Source organism: Pseudomonadota bacterium (genome assembly GCA_030860485.1).
Lineage (GTDB): Bacteria > Pseudomonadota > Gammaproteobacteria > JACCXJ01 > JACCXJ01 > JACCXJ01.
Genome location: JALZID010000296.1, coordinates 36,341 through 52,932, shown reverse-complemented (window position 1 = coordinate 52,932; position 16,592 = coordinate 36,341). Strand labels below are relative to the sequence as shown.

At 65.4% G+C, this 16,592-nt stretch carries 14 protein-coding genes and 1 pseudogene; 3 read left to right on the top strand and 12 right to left on the bottom strand.

Annotated elements, in window-relative coordinates; translation table 11 throughout:
• Positions 1-147: 147 nt before the first annotated feature.
• Positions 148-642 carry a glycosyltransferase gene (locus M3461_18635; protein ID MDQ3776223.1) on the bottom strand — a complete coding sequence of 165 codons (495 nt, stop codon included), beginning with the start codon at positions 640-642 and terminating at the stop codon, positions 148-150.
• Between M3461_18635 and M3461_18630 the strand changes: the two genes are divergently transcribed.
• Positions 553-1,458, top strand: a complete 906-nt coding sequence (locus M3461_18630) for a hypothetical protein (GenBank protein ID MDQ3776222.1) — start codon at positions 553-555, stop codon at positions 1,456-1,458. The two genes, M3461_18635 and M3461_18630, sit on opposite strands and share 90 nt — an antisense overlap.
• Before the next feature lie 17 nt (positions 1,459-1,475).
• On the opposite strand, the gene M3461_18625 is transcribed toward M3461_18630, so the two are convergent.
• Both M3461_18625 and M3461_18620 read right to left on the bottom strand, forming a co-directional pair.
• Entirely contained in the window at positions 1,476-2,846 is a 1,371-nt protein-coding gene (locus tag M3461_18625) for a methyltransferase domain-containing protein (GenBank protein MDQ3776221.1), read from the bottom strand.
• A 5-nt stretch (positions 2,847-2,851) separates the two neighbouring features.
• Complete coding sequence (locus M3461_18620; GenBank protein MDQ3776220.1) at positions 2,852-3,892, bottom strand: glycosyl transferase; 1,041 nt, start codon at positions 3,890-3,892, stop codon at positions 2,852-2,854.
• 598 nt (positions 3,893-4,490) lie between these two features.
• Here M3461_18620 and aepY point away from each other — a divergent pair.
• Both aepY and M3461_18610 read left to right on the top strand, forming a co-directional pair.
• Positions 4,491-5,642, top strand: coding sequence for a phosphonopyruvate decarboxylase (gene aepY / locus M3461_18615; GenBank protein MDQ3776219.1), 1,152 nt, complete (start codon positions 4,491-4,493; stop codon positions 5,640-5,642).
• Positions 5,643-5,710: 68 nt separating this feature from the next.
• Positions 5,711-6,811: a 2-aminoethylphosphonate aminotransferase gene (locus tag M3461_18610; protein MDQ3776218.1), complete on the top strand. Its 1,101-nt coding sequence runs from the start codon at positions 5,711-5,713 to the stop codon at positions 6,809-6,811.
• Here the strand turns inward: M3461_18610 and M3461_18605 are convergent.
• From M3461_18605 to M3461_18565, 9 genes and pseudogenes are all read right to left on the bottom strand, one after another.
• Entirely contained in the window at positions 6,777-7,565 is a 789-nt protein-coding gene (locus M3461_18605) for an ATP-binding cassette domain-containing protein (protein MDQ3776217.1), read from the bottom strand. The genes M3461_18610 and M3461_18605 overlap by 35 nt on opposite strands.
• Positions 7,562-8,404, bottom strand: a complete 843-nt coding sequence (pstA, locus tag M3461_18600; protein MDQ3776216.1) for a phosphate ABC transporter permease PstA — start codon at positions 8,402-8,404, stop codon at positions 7,562-7,564. Before pstA ends, M3461_18605 begins: the two co-directional genes overlap by 4 nt.
• Positions 8,401-9,252: a phosphate ABC transporter permease subunit PstC gene (pstC, locus tag M3461_18595; GenBank protein MDQ3776215.1), complete on the bottom strand. Its 852-nt coding sequence runs from the start codon at positions 9,250-9,252 to the stop codon at positions 8,401-8,403. Before pstC ends, pstA begins: the two co-directional genes overlap by 4 nt.
• Positions 9,227-10,147, bottom strand: a complete 921-nt coding sequence (locus tag M3461_18590; protein MDQ3776214.1) for a phosphate ABC transporter substrate-binding protein — start codon at positions 10,145-10,147, stop codon at positions 9,227-9,229. The genes pstC and M3461_18590 overlap by 26 nt, the downstream gene beginning before the upstream one ends.
• A gap of 43 nt (positions 10,148-10,190) precedes the next feature.
• A pseudogene (locus M3461_18585) lies at positions 10,191-10,629 on the bottom strand (type II toxin-antitoxin system VapC family toxin).
• A complete protein-coding gene (locus M3461_18580; protein ID MDQ3776213.1) occupies positions 10,626-10,874 on the bottom strand; it encodes an AbrB/MazE/SpoVT family DNA-binding domain-containing protein in 249 nt (82 codons plus the stop codon). The pseudogene M3461_18585 and the gene M3461_18580 overlap by 4 nt, the downstream one beginning before the upstream one ends.
• Positions 10,875-11,017: 143 nt before the next feature.
• Positions 11,018-12,928 (bottom strand): P-loop NTPase fold protein, encoded by a 1,911-nt coding sequence (locus M3461_18575; GenBank protein MDQ3776212.1) that lies wholly within the window; start codon positions 12,926-12,928, stop codon positions 11,018-11,020.
• Positions 12,925-15,861 (bottom strand): HEAT repeat domain-containing protein, encoded by a 2,937-nt coding sequence (locus M3461_18570; GenBank protein MDQ3776211.1) that lies wholly within the window; start codon positions 15,859-15,861, stop codon positions 12,925-12,927. Before M3461_18570 ends, M3461_18575 begins: the two co-directional genes overlap by 4 nt.
• 373 nt (positions 15,862-16,234) lie before the next feature.
• Positions 16,235-16,567, bottom strand: a complete 333-nt coding sequence (locus tag M3461_18565) for a nucleotidyltransferase family protein (GenBank protein ID MDQ3776210.1) — start codon at positions 16,565-16,567, stop codon at positions 16,235-16,237.
• Positions 16,568-16,592 lie beyond the last annotated feature (25 nt).

Here is a 16,592-nt window from a genome sequence, read left to right as displayed (position 1 = left end):
GCGCGCCGCGATGAACAATGGAATCAGGAGATAGCCCCTGTGCGCGCTGACCGCTGCCACGCCCGTTGCTTCGCTCGCAACAAGACTTGGATATCCGCGGGGATTTCGAGGGCAACCGGTTCGGCGTGATGGAGTCGAGCTTCGACCTCAGCGTCGTTCAGAAGCGAGTCGACTCTCGATCCGACGCTCCAGCGCGTCCGCGAACCCCGATTGGAGCTTGTAGTAGTCGTCGATCTCCGCGCCGACGTCTCGAACGCCGCGCGAGGCCAAGTAGTCGGCGACCCGACGCAGCCGGCAGCGGTGGGCATCGAGCTCCACGATCTGGTCCGCGATCGCTTCGTCCGCTCCCCCGACGAGGAAGCCGTCGAGCTCCGGTGTGATCCGTTCGGCGAAGCTCCCCACTTGGGTCGCCACCACGGGGACGTTGTGGGCCCAGAGTTCCGATAGCGTGAAGGAAAAAGTCTCGGGTACCGCGGACAGAAGTAGCGCCACGTCTGGACGGATCGAGGTAAGGATCTCGGGCAGGGCGGCGTGGTCGTAGGACGGGGTCACATGCACTCCGAAACGATTCGCAAATGCGTTGCTTCCCTGTCCGCTGCCGACGAAATAGAGGTCCGCGAGGCAGCGGAGTACGTCGAAGATCCGCCGTATGGTCTCGAGACCTTTGCCGAGGTGGAGGTGGCCGAGGACGATCAAGCGGAGACAACGGCCGTCGTCCGCGCCGCCAAAGGCATTGCCCTTCGCGAATGCCACACCATGTGGGATGATCGAGAAGTCAAACCGCTCGAATCGTGTATCGAGCCGCCGGAGATTCTCGACGACACCTCGGGTGGGTGCTACGTGGTGCGCAGCGCGCCGCTCAAATCGCTCAAAGAAGGCCTCGCGGACCTCGGTCCAGTAGGCTTCGTCATGTCGCCGAAAAATGCGCGAAAACGGGTTCTCACGGAGACAATGAGCAAGCTCGTCGCGCCTACAGGTCTGGCAGATCGCTCCGAAGTATACGTTGAGCGCGGGACAGAACGGGAAGTAGTCGTGGTAGACGACGGTTATCGGCAGGTCGAGAGCGTACGCATCGAGCGAATGGCCGATCACGGAAGAGATGTAGAGGTAATCGATGCCGAGGTCTTCGACCACTCGGTTCAGCAAGGTGGCGTACTCGTTGTGGGAGACGACAACCTCCGCGATTGGCCGCTGAAGTGTCCACTCGCGCACAACGCGAAGCGTTCGTCCTTCCGTGAGGCGGTACGACAGACCGTAGCATTCGGCAAAGGTCAAGGACTCAAAGACAAAATTCTCCGAGTAAGGATCAAAGCGGCAGAAATCTTCTACCCAGCGCGACGTGCCGCCACCCCAGGAGTGGGTGATGTGAAGATTACGTGGTTGAAAGCTCGTGGCTGTCAACCCGGTTCCCGCGATCATATTTGGCATGTCTGTCAATGGACACGCGTGCTGTTCTAAAGAATCCTATTAATACTCTACCTTCGTCCGACCAACTTGCGTGCGAGCCGGGAGACGGCCCGCACGGGTCGCGTCACTCGCCACGAGAACGTTCCATGGAAGGCCTCGCGTTGGCGCACGAGCTTCGCCGAGACATCTGCGACCTGTCGGGCGAGCCGCTCAATGTCCTTTCGGCAGGCGTCACGTTCCCGCGTGACCGTGGCCAGCGCGCGACTTGCCACGCCTCGAGCGGCTTCGATCTCCGCGCGGCTGGCTTCGAGTCGACTTGCCACGCCTCGAGCGGCTTCGATCTCCGCGCGGCGGGCTTCGAGTCGACTTGCCACGTCTCGAGCGGCTTCGATCTCCGCGCGGCGGGCTTCTTCGATCTCCGCGCGGCTGGCCTCGAGTCGATTCATTAACTGAAGGCTGCCGGAGAGGATGCGGGAGATCCTCTGGCGCTCGCTCGCGGTTTCCGCCCGCTCGCGCTCCAGGATAGAGTGGAGCGTCTCGCGCTCGTGAAGCAGAGCTTCACGCTCGCTCCGGACCTGATCCAGAACCGCATCGAGGCTCGCGACCTCCCCCTTCTGCCAGCTCCCGAGCTCGGTGCAGGAGTCGCCCAGGGGCTGCGCAGGCTCGCCAGGTCGCGCGGGAAGCGGCCGAGCATCGGTGGGAGCCCTCCGCGCTCCGGCGATCGGCCGGGCTATGACGAAAAACTGGTAGGTGAGTGCCTCAGGGTCCCTGGAGATCATTTCGAGCAGTTCGGAGGGGAATGCGTCAAGATCCACCCGGATCTCCGTTTCTTCCAGAGATCGAGTCACTCGCCGGCATTCCTCGACAAGGTATCCGGTGCTCTTGAAGAGTTCTTCGACGCCCGCCGAGTCGAAGAACTTCACGTGCGTCCGATCGAGCAGCCCGGCGTCTGTGTAGCGGAACCGGCCGCCCAGCAGCTGGAGCCGTACGGCCCCGTGGGCGACGTTAGGGATGGACGCCAGGACCTTGCCGTCCGCGGCCAGGACCCCTGCCGCTTTCCTCAGCGCCGCAGCCGGATCTAGCAAATGCTCCAGCACGTCCAGGAAGAGCACCACATCGAACGCCGTCCCCGCGAGGGTCTCTTCTAGGTCGAGATCCGCGATATCGCCGAGCACGACCCCTTTGCAGTATGCTCGTGCCAGCTCGGCCGCAACCCGGTCGTTCTCGACTCCCCAGACCGAGCAGCCGCGCTGCGAGAGAATTCTGGCGACGTCGCCTGCAGCGCACCCGATGTCGAGAACGCGGCTGCCGGGCCGCACTTCCAGGATCGCCATCGTGTGAGGGTGATTGGAGTTGTTCAGGTCGATCCGGCCTGCGTAACGCAAGCCTGTCGCCTGCAGGGGGCTCCCCACGCCTGATTGCACCGATTCCCGTTCCACAGTGATCACCACAAGAGCTTCGGATACTGGACGGGCCCGGAGGTCTGCATCCACCGAAGCACTCCACCGTCTTCCGTCGAATAAGGATCGGGAAAAGCAGCCTGCAAGTCCGTCCGCTCGCGATACACCAGGCGATGCGCAGACTCGATCGGAGTTCCGTCGGCGTAGGTGCCGTAGCTCCAGGAAGGCGGACCAGGGACCGAAAGCTCGGCGGTGCGCCGCACGTACCACTGCACGAGCATTCGCAGAGCCTGGTTGTCGGGCGCATACGCGCCAACGACCATTTCGTGTGCCCCGCTGTCGAAGCCCGTGAAATGGTAGAAGCCCAAGGGCTTGCCATCGACGCGGAAGCCGGCGTCGAAGTCGCCGGTCACGCAGCGTCGCGAGAGGTTCCACGGTGCGACGTTGAAGCGCGGGTTGCGAAGGATGGCCAGCTCTTCGAAGAATCCGGGGGCCAGGTCGATCCACTTCTGATCCGTGAATAGACCCGATGCGGTATCCGCCCGGCAGAAGCGCGCCGTGCGGTCGGCCCACCATTCGGCAAAGCGTAGCCCTTCCGGAGTCGGACGCAGGCCGAGGAAACCGAGGTTGAAGGCGCCGTGGCGGAGCGCGCAGATCTCATTGTCCACGATCGCCTTGGGCTCGATCTCCGGTTCGAGCAGGTGTGGCGTCAGCGCGATCGACGAACGGCGCGCAGTTTCCACAAGATCCTCAAGCGGCGAAAATAGGACGATGTCCGGATCGAAATATAGAACGAGCTCGCAGTCGCGGCGGCGCAGCAGACGAAGCGCGACCTCGGCCTTCATCGCCGTCGATAGCTCGACGATGGAGTGGCCGAAGAGTCGTTGTGGATCGCGGCCGATCGGGAGGTCGGATGCATAGATGATCTGCTCGCCGGGCAGCTCCGGGACCTGACAACCTTCGGCCCGTCGTTCGGCGAGGGCGAAGTGGAAGGTCGCCTCGGGAAGGAACTCACCCACTGAAGTGAGGAGCGTTCTCACCTTGCCGAGGTAGTTCAGCGCCGCAGACGTGAAGACGTAGATCATTCGCTTCTTCGCAGGATTGCTTACAGAGTTATCGCGCGCATGAAAGATAAAGGGTAGCAAACCCAACGCGACCTCGCAACGGGTAACGCTTCGGTGATGTTGCGGTCCGCCCTGCCGGGCCAGCGATTTGCAGTTGATCCACCATCGTGGCCCGGACGGCCAAGTGCCTCGCATGTTCGCTAGTCCCAGTAGAATGTGGTGACGAAGAAATCCTACGAGGAGTGTGGTGCGGGTCCCGAGTGTAGAGGACGAAGAGGGGCGGCGCTTACACCGGGAGCTCGCAGCCATACGCCCGGTACGAGAGATCGAGATCGCCGGCGACAAAGGCCTCACGGATGGCTTCGGGCGCGTCGGCGTAGGGCTTCATCGGCTATAGCACACCCTTCGGGATCACGGTAGCGTCTGGGAGGTACATCGCCATCGGTGACTGTCCCGTTCCTCGCGGATCCAGTGCTCGGCATTTGCCCCTTGTCGAAGCCTTGCCAGCGCCGCCCAGACCTCGTCCTCCAAGATCACGTTGACACGATGTGACATGGCCTATCTTCCCGATCCACACTATGGTACATACCCAGTATACCTACGGGAGAGCCGGACGAGGATGATCGAAGCACAGGACTTCGTCGAAGCCGCGCGTAGCCGCGGGATCGAATGGTATGCGGGTGTCCCCTGCTCGTTCCTCACGCCCTTCATCAACTACGTCATCAATGACGAGCGGCTCACCTATATCTCCTCGGCAAACGAAGGCGATGCCGTGGCTACGGCGGCCGGAGCGGTGATCGGCGGCCGGCGGGCAGCGCTCATGATCCAGAACTCCGGGCTCGGCAATGCGGTGAGCCCGCTGACCTCCCTGACCCATGTCTTTCGGATCCCGCTGCTCCTCATCTGCACGCATCGCGGCGCGCCGGGCGTAAAAGACGAGCCGCAGCACCAGCTGATGGGGCGCATCACCGGCCGCATGTTCGACACCATGGAGCTGCCATGGGAATCGTTTCCGACCGAGCCCCATGCGATCGCACCGGTGCTCGAGCGCGCCGCCCGGCACATGGCGCGCGAGCGGAGGCCTTATGGATTGGTGATGCAGAAGGGCACCGTAGCCCCCCATGCGCTGCGCCGGGGATGGAGGCCGCGGGTGGCGAATTCGAAAGCGGGTCCCGGATACGACTATCGCGGTCGGGAACGTCCCGCGCGCAGCGAGGTGCTTTCGCAGGTCCTCGCGCATGCGCCCGAAAACGCCGTGCTCATCGCGACCACGGGCTACACGGGCCGCGAGCTGTACGCCCTCGCCGACCGCCCCAACCACCTCTACATGGTGGGCTCCATGGGCTGCGCCTCCTCGCTGGGCCTCGGCCTCGCCCTCGCCAGACCGGATCTGCACGTCGTGGTCCTCGACGGGGACGGCGCGGCACTCATGCGCATGGGCAACCTCGCGACCGTCGGGGCTTACGGCGGGGCCAACCTCATCCATCTCGTGCTCGACAACGAGGCCCACGACTCGACCGGGGCGCAGTCCACGGTCAGCGCCGGCATCGACTTCGCCGGGATCGCAGTGAGTTGCGGCTATGGCGTCGCGGCCGCCGGCGATCACCTCGGGGTGATCGAGGCGCTGTTCGCGGCGGAAGCGCACGGCCGGGCACGCCTCGCCCAGATCAAGATCCGCACCGGCACCCGGGAAGACCTGCCCCGCCCCGCCCTCTCGCCGACCCAGGTCCTCGATCGCCTCATGGCCCACATCGGGACGGCCTTCTCATGATCCTCTCGGCTCCGCTGGTAGGCGCACACGACGGTGCGCCTCTCTCGGCACATCGGGGCACGCTACCCATGATCCTGTTGAATCCCGGTCCCGTGACCCTGAGCCCCCGCGTGCGCGCGGCGCTCATGAACCCCGATCTGTGCCACCGCGAGCCCGAGTTTGCGGATCTACAGGACGATATCCGAGCGCGGCTCCTCGGCGTCTATGGCCTTGCGCCGGAGGACTACGCCGTCGTTCTGCTCACCGGCTCCGGGACCGCGGCGGTCGAGGCGATGCTGACGAGCCTGATCCCGCAGACCGGCGAGTTGCTGGTGCTCGAGAACGGCGTCTACGGCGAGCGCCTCACCCGGATCGCCGAGATTCACCGCATTCCGCATGTCCGTGTCCAACACGCCTGGCGGGCCCCACTCGACCTGCCTCGGATCGCGGAGACCATCGAGCGGCATTCGGGGCTCAGCCATATCGCCATGGTCCACCACGAGACCACGACCGGGCGCCTGAACGCCCTCGCGGAAATCGGTGCGCTCGGCCGGGTGCATGGCCTCGGGGTCCTGCTCGATGCGGTATCGAGCTTCGGCGCGGAAGCCCTGGACTTCGAGGGTTTGGGTCTGAGCGCCTGTGCCGCGACCGCGAACAAGTGCCTGCACGGCGTGCCGGGCGTGTCCTTCGTCGCCGTGTCGCGGGCGGCGCTGTCTCACCCGGACGGTCCGCGCCGCAGCCTGTACCTCGATCTCCGGAGCTACTGCGAGTCCCAGGACCGCCGCAGCACGCCCTATACCCCATCCGTACAGGTCTTCTCTGCCCTGCGCGAGGCGCTCGCGGAGCTGGCAGAAGAAGGCGGATGGCAGGCCCGAAGCGGGCGCTATCGACACCTCCTCGGCATCGCCCGCGATGGCCTCCGCGCCCTCGGCATCGAACCGCTGTTCCCACGTGAGGACTGCTCGGTGGTCCTGAACGCCTTTCAACTGCCGCACGGAATGGGCTACACCGAGTTGCACGATCGCTTGAAGGACCGGGGCTTCATCATCTACGCCGGACAAGGCGATCTCGCTACGACCTTGTTTCGCGTGTCCGCCATGGGCGCCATCGCCGTCGCCGACATGGAACGCTTCGTTGACGCCGTACGCGGTGCGATCAGCCCACCTCTCCCCCGCAGTAGGCCCGCGTGATGGGGTGCGCGGCACGTTCGAAGAGCACGCCGCACGGTCCGGATTCGACCACGCAGCCGCACCCCTCGCTCACCCAGCAGACCGCGACGGTATCCGCCAGGCGCCGTGCCTGCGGGAGGTTGTGGGTCACGAGCAGGATCGTGTAGCGGCCCTTGAGATCGGCGATGAGCGCCTCGATGACACCGGCGGAGAGGGGGTCGAGGGCGCTGCAGGGCTCATCGAAGAGCAGCATCTCGGGGCCTAGCACGAGCGTTCGCGCGATGCACAGGCGCTGTTGCTGGCCGCCCGAGAGCGCCTGCGCCGGTTTACCCAGCCGGTCCTTCACCTCCTCCCAGAGACCCACGGCGCGGAGCGCCTCTTCGGTGCGCCGCTCGCGCTCGCCGCGGTTCGAGACGCCGTGCTCACGCAGGGGAAAGCGGAGGTTGTCGGCGATGGACAGCGGGAAGGGGTTGGGTTGCTGGAACACCATGCCCACCCGGCGGCGCAGCGCGGTCAGGCGTGTGTCGGGCGCGCGCACGTCGCGACCGCCGACCGCTATGCGGCCCGTGACTGCGCAGCCGGGGATCAGATCGGAGAGGCGATTGATGGCGTTCAAGAGGCTCGTTTTGCCACATCCGCTCGGCCCCACCAGGGCCATGAGCTCGCCCGGCCGCACCGCAAAGGAGGCGCGCTCGATGGCGATGTGTGCACCGTAGCGGACGGTGACCTCTTCGAGCGTGATCCCCGCCGGCGCCGCCGGTTCGCACGCGTTCATGCGCGCTGCATCCTGTGCAGTGCCTGGCCCAGCCTGCGTGCGCAGAGGTTGATGAGCGCGAGAAGCCCGACCAGCACCACGGCGGTGGCCGCGGCGCTGGTCTCGCCGCCCGCGACGTTCATGCTGAGATCGTAGATATGTACGGCCAGAGCCCGGCCGGAATCGAACACGGAATCCGGCAGGCGGGTGACGTAGCCGGCGGTGAAGAGGAGCGCGGCGCTCTCCGCGAGCGCGCGTCCGACCGAGAGGATCAGGGCCGCGGCGATCCCCGGGGCGGCCGCGGGTACCAGCACCCGGCGCAGGAATCCGCCCTGCGACAAGCCCAGGGCCGCCGCCGCCTGGCGGTAGGAGGGCGGCGTCGCCCGCAGCGCTTCCTCGCTGACGCGGATGAGGAGGGGCAGCACCATGCAGGCGAGTGTGAGCCCACCGGAGAGGATCGAGAAGCCGAGGCCCAATTCGATGGCGAACAAGCGGTAGCCGAAGAGACCGAAGACGATGGATGGCACCCCGCCGAGCACATCGAGGCTGTATCCCAGCGCCCGGGCGGGGCGGCCCCCCGCGGGTACGCACTCGGCGAGGTAGAGCGCGCAACCGAGCCCGACGGGCAGTGCGGCGAGGAGGCACACGGCCAGGATGGCGAGCGTGGACACGATCATCGGACCGATGCCGCCGGCGCGTCCGGCATCCATCGGTGGCGCGTAGAGAAACTCCCACGACAGCCGCGGCAGCCCGGCGCCGACGACCTCGACGAGCATGAGGAGCGGTAGGGCCATGATCATGAGCGACGCGCCGCCGAAAAGCGCCGCGGCCCACCGGTCGCGCGCTCCCTCGATCCTCATGCCCGTTTCCTGAGCCCTTGCGTGAGGCCGACGAGGACCATGGTGACCATGAGCACGACCAGCCCGCTCATGAACAACGCCCTTTGGTGCCAACCGCTCGCATAGGCCATCTCCAAGGCGATGTTGGCGGTCAAGGTGCGCACCGGGGCGAAGAGCGAATCCGGAACCTCGACCACATTGCCGCACACCATGACGACCGCCATGGTCTCCCCCAGTGCCCGGCCGAGTTGCAGTACGCATCCCGCGACGATCGCGGGCCAGGCCTGTGGCAAGAGGATGCGCCTGAGCGTGCCGAAGCGCGACAGGCCGAGCGCGGCCGCGGCCCGCAGGTAGCTCTGCGGCACCCGCGCCAGGCCCGCATCGGTGCTGAGCGCGCAGAGCGGCAGGATCATGAGCCCGAGCACCAACCCGCCGGCCAGGAGGCTCGTGCCCGGCGGGCGCACGCGGTTGATGGCGGGTACGATGGCCAGGAGCCCCCAGAAGCCATAGACCACGGAGGGGATGCCCGCCAGGATGTCGATGACCCCGCGGTACAGGCGCCCGAGCACCGGTGGCGCATAGAGCCGTCCCCACACGGCCACCACGATCCCCGCGGGCGCGGCCCAGGAGAGCGCGAGCCCGCTCACGGCCAGACTGCCGGCGATCATCGCGCGTAATCCAAAGGCGTGATCCGCGGGATGCCATTCGGCACCGAGGAGCGCTCGGGCGAGGTGGCCGCCGGCCAGGAGCGGCCCGGTCTCGAGCACCAGGAACACGAGGATCAGGACCAGGACCCCGCCCGAGAGGAGCGCGCAAGCGCCGAGCGCCCCGATCAGGACGCGATCACCTTGCATCGACAGTTGGGGCATCGACAGGCTGACCATCGACAGGCTGACCATCGACGGGCTGGCCATCGACGGGCCGGGCATCGACGGGTTGGGCATCGACGGGCGGATCGACGGGGACGAAGAACTGCTGCTCCACGATCGCGCGCGCGGCCTCCGAACGAGCGAGCTCGATGAACGCCAGGGCCAGTCCGCTCGCGGGCCCGCGGGCCACGAGATTGAGCGGCCTTGTCAGGGGGTAGGTGCCGTCCCGCACCGTGGCGATCGATGCCTCCACGCCGTCGAGCGGCAGGAGGCGGATCGGCTCGCCATGGGTCGCTTCGTATTCGGCGCTGCCGATCGACACATAGCCTATCGACCAGGGGTTGCCCGCCACGGTTTTCAGGCCCTGGGCGTTGTCCCCGATCACGACATCCGGTTTGACCTCGGAATTGCGCAGCCCGAAATGCGCGAGAAACAGCTCGAGGGTCGAGCGGCCCTCCGCCTTGTTCACGACCGTGATCGGCCGGTCCGGTCCGCCGATCTTGGACCACCGGTTGATGCGGTCCGTGTAGATGGCGATGATCTCTGCCCGGCCCAGGGCCGCGACCGGGTTCGAGCGATGGGTGATCAGCGCGACGCCGTCGAGTGCTATGGTGTAGGCATGGAGATCGGCCTCCTCGGCGGTCAAGGCGCGTGAGACCATGCCGAGATCGGCGAGGCCCTCGCGGGCGTCATGGATACCGCGGCTCGATCCACCGGATTGGACATCGACCTCGACGCCGGGTCGCAGCGCCTCGAAACGCTGCCCGAGCTCCGCGGCGAGCGGGGCGATGGTGCTGGAGCCGGTCAAGACCAGCTTCTGCGCCTCCGGAGCGGCGTAGGCAGCCAGCATCGCCATCAGAAACAGCGCCGGCAGCCCGAAAAGACCGGGGCCCATCGTGCCACTACGGGAGCGGGAACGTGCTCGAGTCATGGCGCCCCTATCCGGCCTTGGCGGTCCAGTCCTGCCACGCGAGACCGCGCACGCGGGCGAACTCCGAGAGATTCGCGGTAACCAGTGTCGCCCCGGTCCTGAACGCCTGGGCGGCGATCAACAGATCGTAAGGGCCAATGGGCGTACCCGCCGCTTCCAGGGTGGCGCGAAGTTTATTTAACGTAGTGCACCAGGCCGGCGGTCGCCGCGTCCTCTTCATCGAATGGAACGACGCCGATGGAACCCGAGAGAAAGGCGCGCAGGCGTTCGGCATTTTCGCGGCGGCGTTCGCTACGCGCGACCCCATACCAAAGCTCGAACAACACGACCGATGAGATCGCGACCGCGGCGCCCTTGGCGGCCGCCCGCCGCAGGCGCCTGCGAACGGCGGCGGGCTGGTTTTTTAGCACCGCGATGACGGCGTTCGTGTCGAGGAGGTAGCTCATGCGAACGGATCCTCCGGCTCAGGTACCGGTGGTTGACGCCGGCCGTCCTCCATGAAGGGCACGTCGACGAAGCGATCCCGCTCGGCGAACCAGGCATCGATATCCGTCACCATCGGTTCGAGCAGGATGCCAGTTTCCACGCGGCGCACGCGCACACGGTCCCCGGGCAGGCGAAAGGCCAATGGCAGGCGCACAGCCTGGCTGCGCCCGTGCATGAAGATCTTCGCAATAGCGGTATCGGGCATGACGCCCTCTCACATGGATATGCATCGCAGATATACATCACGCGCCGCCGTGAGGCAAGGCGATGCGTGACCCGGTAACCGCTTTATAGCTAGCGGCGCCTCGGGCATCCGTTCGGCGGAAAGCCCATGCGCCCTACGCGCGCTCATTGCTGACCGGTTTCCGGTTGTGATGCGGTAGCCGCCTCAAGGTCGTCTCGTAGCTTCCTGGCCTTTTCTTTGAGGCGCTCCCTGTCCTTGGCGCTCAGCACCCTTTGTTCTTCCCGCATCGCGTTGTCCGCATTGACGATCGTTTCATAGGTCTTGTAGAGCTGCTCTCGGTCGGCGCCCGCCCAGGGCTCACCGCGCTCGCTCCTCCATTGCCCCGCCATTATGTCCGCGATGGCCTCGTAGGTCGCGGCATCGGTCTGGAGCTCATCGATGTTCCGGCATTGAATCCAGGACGTCCCCTCGACCTTGGCGTCGTCGAAGCACGCGCCAAGCAACTCGCAAGAGAGGAAGCGCGTGTTCTCGAGCCTTGCCGCCTTGAAAAACCCATCATGTAGAAGACAATCCTCGAAGTGACAGGCGCGCAGGTCCGCGTCGTCTAAATGAGCATGCCGGAGATCGCAGCCGATGAAGCGCAAGCCCCAAAACACGCCTCCGCTCAGATCGGCCTGTGAGAAGTCCATTCGCCCAACCGGCCGCGTGCCCGCGAAGGCCGCCTCCTCGAGGAAGGCCCGCCGCCGCCCGAGGTCCATCCCGGCCGCGCGCGCATAGCGGCTCACGACCGTAGGCTCCCCGAAGCCATGCGCGTTGCGGTCCTGCCAGAGGAACGTCAAGACGCGCCGCTGCTCGGCTGTGAACTTTCGCTCGCCTTCCCCGAAGAACAGCTTGCGAGCCTGCTCGATGGGTGATTCACCGTCGGAGGATGGGGACGCAATCTCGAAGTCGAGGCTGGCATACGGGTCGTCGAGAAACCCTTGCTCCATCATGAGCAGCCATTTGGCCATGAGATAGGGCGACGCGGGGCGCAACGCCTCACCCGGTTTATCCCGTTCCTGACGAATTAAATCCAGGCACACCTGGGTGCGGTTCCAGAGCTTCTTGAGCTTGCGCGGGTTGTGGCCCAGGGCTTCGGCAAGTCGTTCCCAGTAAGCGTAGAGCGGCTGGTTGTCGGGGTCTTGGGTCTCGGGCAGAAGCCCCGTGAGGTCCATGCTGTCGTGCGGCGGCAGGTCGATCGAGAGCTGCACGAATTTCTCGAGATAGGAAACCCCCTCCCCGGGATAGCGCTGCTCGATCGCGGCCAGGATCTGCGCGCGGTCCGCGAAGATGAAGAAGAGGCAATGCTTGAGGTGCAGGAAGAGCTTGATCTGCTCCAAGAGCCCCACGACCTGCTCGGGATCGTGGCAGCGATCGAGGTCGTCGATCAGGAACACGAGCCGCTTCCGGCGTTTCGCGATCTTCCCGACCGCGCCAGCGATGCGATCGGAAAGCTCCTGAATCGAGCCGCCCCACTTAGCCTTGCGGACGCTGCTCAAGAACGTCAGGAGCGGGAGGCCGGCCTGGGCCGATTCTAGCCCGAGGTACTTGACCGTCTCGACGAGCGTGGGGGAGAGCGCGAGGATATCCCGGACGAGACCCTTGAATGCGCTGTCCGATTTCGCCAGGGTGGCGAGCAACGGCAACAGGAGCGTCTTCTCGTGCCGGTACATCCAGGGCGAGAACTGGACCACGCGCCACGTGAACGGTCGCTGCGTGCTCGGACTCTGACTGGCTATGAACCTTCGATAGTAGTCCTTGAATCCGACCTTGCCCTTCAAGACATCCGTAAAGGTGGGTCTGCGGCGCTGCCGGTTGTCCGCGTCGAGGCGCGCTGCCAGCATCTTGAGTAGCGTGGTCTTCCCGGTGCCCCAGCGGCCGAAGACCCCGACCACGAACGGCGGCGGCCTCTCCCCCTCGCTCAACAGCGAGTCGTCCTTGTGCAAGACCCGCTCATCGATGATGTCGATGTAGCGTGTCAGGCGGAGCCGGTCTTCCCCAGTGTCGACCGGCTGGTCGTCGAGCAAACGGCTCACAAAAGCCCGCCAAGCTCGATCCCCTCAATGGCATCGGCCGCGGCTTCACGCACACCGAAGTCTTTATCGCGGAGGCCCTGAAGCAAGTAATCGAGAGCCCGGTGGTCCTTCAATTCACCGAGCGCCTCTGCCGCGGCCCGCCGCACGCTGGCGTCGTGATCGCGGAGGGTTTGGAGCAAGGGTTCGACGGCCTGGGGGTCCTGCAACTCGGCAAGCGCCCAGGCTGCGCTATCCCGCACGCTGGCGTCTTTATCGCGGAGGGCCTGGAGCAACGGTTCGAGGGCCTGGGGATCCTGCAATTCGCCAAGCGCCCAGGCCGCGGAGCGCCGCACGCCAGCGTCCTTATCAAGAATGGCTTGAAGCAAGGGCTCAATCGCACGGGGGTCCTGCAATGCGCCAAGGGCCGAAGCCGCGCCGCCCCGCACGTCGGCGTCTTTATCCCGGAGGGCCTGCAGCAAGGGCTCGAGGGCCTGGGGGTCCTGCAACTCGTAGAGGGCCCCGGCCGCCGCCTGCCGCACACCGGTGTTTTGGTCGTGGAGGGATTGGAATAAGGGATTGAGCGCTTGGGGGTCCTGCAATGCGCCGAGGGCCGCGATCGCGGCCTGCCGCACGCCGATGTCCTCATCGCGGAGGGCTTGGAGCAAGGGTTCGAGGGCCTGCGGGTCCTTAAACATGCCGAGCGCTCCGGCCGCGGCCTGGCGTACGTCGGGATCTTTATCGCGGAGGGCCTGGATTAAGGGTTCGAGGGCGCGTCGGTCCTCCCAGTTGCCGAACACGTAGGCCGCGACCTTCCGCAAGCCGGGGTCATTGTCGCGAAGGTTTTGGAGTAATGGCTCGAAGGCGCGGGGGTCCTTTAATTGGCCGAGCGCCCAGGACGCATTCCGCTGCACACCAGCATCTTTATCGCGGAGCGCTTGGAGCAAAGGCTCGAGAGCACGGGGGTCCTGCAATCGCCCTAGGGCCCAAGCCGCCTGCCATTGCACGGCATCATCTTCGTCGCGGAGTGCCCTTAGCAACGGATCGACGGCTCGCGGGTCCTGCATTTCGCTGAGCGCCTCGGTCGTGGCCCACCGCACGCTGGCGTCTTTATCGCGGAGCGTATGGAGCAAGGGATCGAGGGCCCGGGGGTCCTTTAATGCACCGAGCGCTTCGACTGCTACGCGGCGCATGCCGGTGTCCTTATCGCCGACGGCTTTGAACAGGGTGTCCAGCGTCTCGGGCTTGTAGCGCAAGGGATGGCCGGGGCGGCGCAGGAGGGCGAGTAGGCGGCCTCGGAGATGCGGCAGTTCGAGGTACATCCGGACCCAACGCCCCATCCTCTCGTCCGCCGTTTGAAACAGGACCCGGGTCTCGCGCAGACAGGCGAAGGCCATGCGGAAGGCGTACTGCATCTCGGCCTCGTGCGGCATGAGGTCGGTCTGGCGGGCCACCAGCTCGACGAGCTCGCTCGCGTCCTCGTCGCTCCGCTGGCCCTGGTAGGCGGCGGCGAGGTAGATCACCTCGCGCCACCGGGGATCGAAGAGGTGCGGCTGACGGTCGGAGCTGTCCCGCCGGCGCTTGAGGTGGGCTTCGATCTCGCGCCGGCGGCGCGTGATGTACCGGGCGCACAGATACTCCTGGAAGCTCAGGTGGAAGAAGGCGTATTCCTCCGCGCCGCGCTCGATGAAGAGGCCGGCGACATCGCGGATGAGGTCGAGCAGCCGGCCCGCCTTGGCCCTCGCCTCCCGCTCCGGTATCCCGTGCTCGTGCACCAGGAACCTCGCGGCCCAACCGAGGATCGTTTCCCGCGGTGCGCGGTTGTCCACGGTCTCTTCCTGGAGGTGGAAGGCGATGGGCTCGAGGACCTCCTGGGTCTCCTGGGGGTTCAGGCCGCTCTGCTCCTCTTTGCGCCGGCGCTTGTGCATTTCCCAGTTGAAGATGAAGGTGTCCACGCATAGCTTGTAAAGCTCGACGCGCTGCTCGGGCAGGGCGCCGCCCTGACGGTGGATGAGGCCGATGATGGTGCACAGCAGCGGGTTCGCCGCGAGCCGGCGGAGTCCCGGGTTGCCCTCGCTCAGCACGGCCTCGGTCATCTCGTCGGCCTTGCGGTCGGCGCGTGCCTCCGTGTAGGCTTCGATCAGGTCTTCGGCCTTCTCGACGGCCCGGTACCATTTGCGGAAGAAGGTCCGGACCTGCTCGTCGCTGAAGGGCTCGAGGGTGGCGGTCTGGAAGCCGCGCTTCAAGGGCGCGGCGTCGTAGCCCACGATGCGCGAGGTCACCATGCAGCGGTTGTCGGGGTGCTTGTGGGCGAGGGATTCAATGGCCGCGGCGGTCCGCTTCTTGACCGAGGCATCGCGCTGCTCATCGAGCCCATCGCAGAGGATCAGCCCTCGGCCCTCGGTCAGCGCCTGCTCGATTTCTTCACTCAGGCCCCGACGCTGTGCGAGCCCGAAGCCCAGGTCTTCGAGATTCCGGCCGGTCCCATAGCCGAGCAAGGCGGAGTCCACGATGTACGGAGGTTTCGGATCGAAGTACCGCAGCGTGAGGTAGACGGGGACCACCGCGCCGCGCCCTTCCAAGTGATCGTCCGCCGCCTTCCACGCTTGGTGCCGCAAGAGGGTGGTCTTGCCCGAGCCCGGGTCGCCCAGGATCACCCAGTGCCGATTGCGCGCGTAGAGCGCCTCTATGTCGAGCCCGCCTTCCTCGGAAGTCGCTTCCGTCGGGAATTCGATTATCCGGTTCGTTTGATCATGGAGCGTCCAATCCGACGATAGTATGCCACGGACAAGGGGCATTCCCCCGGTGCTCTCTCGTTTGATCCTCGCATTGAGCGTGACGTAGATGTCGTCGAGCGCCATGTCCACCTGGCGTTGCATCTGCATCACGCCGCGGGCGTCGAGCTTCCTGTGTTCGTCCTTGATCCGCTCGAGGTAAGTCTTGAGAAGGGAGGTCATGGTGCCCACATTGAGGTCCGATCGGGTGAGAATCCGCCTCGTTCTGTAACGCCGCTGTTCGCGACATCATAGCGCAAGGGGAATCGGTAGTGCGCCCGCAACGTATTGGTCATTGAAAAATCATTGCTTATAGTTGATATTTCAATATACGATGACCCCTTCAAAGGTGATTGACAGACCGACGACAGACAGACAAAGAGATCTCAGCCGACTCATGGCTGTTTTCCCTGTCGCCGCCATCCTGGGGCGCGCCAGTCCTGCAAGCGGTGCTCGATGGCCGACTGTTTCCCGAAACCCCCGCCTGAAACCATCAATCGCGGGCCTAAGTGGACGAGCTGATAACGGAACGGCGCCGGGCGAATGGGGGGAAAGATTAGAGGAGCTTCCTTCGCTCATATTTCACTTCGGCCTCTCGCAACACGTCGTCGCGAAAATAACGGCTCAAGCTCCGGTTGGTGTGCAGGTCAACCTCATAGCCCAAGAGCTCGGAAATCTCTCGCTGCAACCGCACGAAGCCAAGGCCCGGTGTGCGCTCCGGTTCGAACTCGACCAATACGTCCACATCGCTCTCCGGCCCGAAGTCCCGCCGCAACAGCGAGCCAAAGAAAGCCAGCCGCCGCACGTGGTAGCGCCGACAGAGGACCGCCAGAGCTTCCTCCGGAATTCGAACGTGTGTCTGGCCGCTCACCTGAACCTGTTCACGCAAGCAGAACTACTTTATTGACGCTCGG

Excerpts from the sequence above, each read along its gene's own strand:
- M3461_18610 (MDQ3776218.1), top strand. The coding sequence starts at position 5,711 with ATGATCCTGTTGAATCCCGGTCCCGTGACCCTGAGCCCCCGCGTGCGC.
- M3461_18580 (MDQ3776213.1), bottom strand. The coding sequence starts at position 10,874 with ATGCCCGATACCGCTATTGCGAAGATCTTCATGCACGGGCGCAGCCAG.
- aepY (MDQ3776219.1), top strand. The coding sequence starts at position 4,491 with ATGATCGAAGCACAGGACTTCGTCGAAGCCGCGCGTAGCCGCGGGATC.
- M3461_18590 (MDQ3776214.1), bottom strand. The coding sequence starts at position 10,147 with ATGGGCCCCGGTCTTTTCGGGCTGCCGGCGCTGTTTCTGATGGCGATG.
- M3461_18620 (MDQ3776220.1), bottom strand. The coding sequence starts at position 3,892 with ATGATCTACGTCTTCACGTCTGCGGCGCTGAACTACCTCGGCAAGGTG.
- M3461_18630 (MDQ3776222.1), top strand. The coding sequence starts at position 553 with ATGCACTCCGAAACGATTCGCAAATGCGTTGCTTCCCTGTCCGCTGCC.
- M3461_18605 (MDQ3776217.1), bottom strand. The coding sequence starts at position 7,565 with ATGAACGCGTGCGAACCGGCGGCGCCGGCGGGGATCACGCTCGAAGAG.
- M3461_18570 (MDQ3776211.1), bottom strand. The coding sequence starts at position 15,861 with ATGACCTCCCTTCTCAAGACTTACCTCGAGCGGATCAAGGACGAACAC.
- pstC (MDQ3776215.1), bottom strand. The coding sequence starts at position 9,252 with ATGCCCCAACTGTCGATGCAAGGTGATCGCGTCCTGATCGGGGCGCTC.
- pstA (MDQ3776216.1), bottom strand. The coding sequence starts at position 8,404 with ATGAGGATCGAGGGAGCGCGCGACCGGTGGGCCGCGGCGCTTTTCGGC.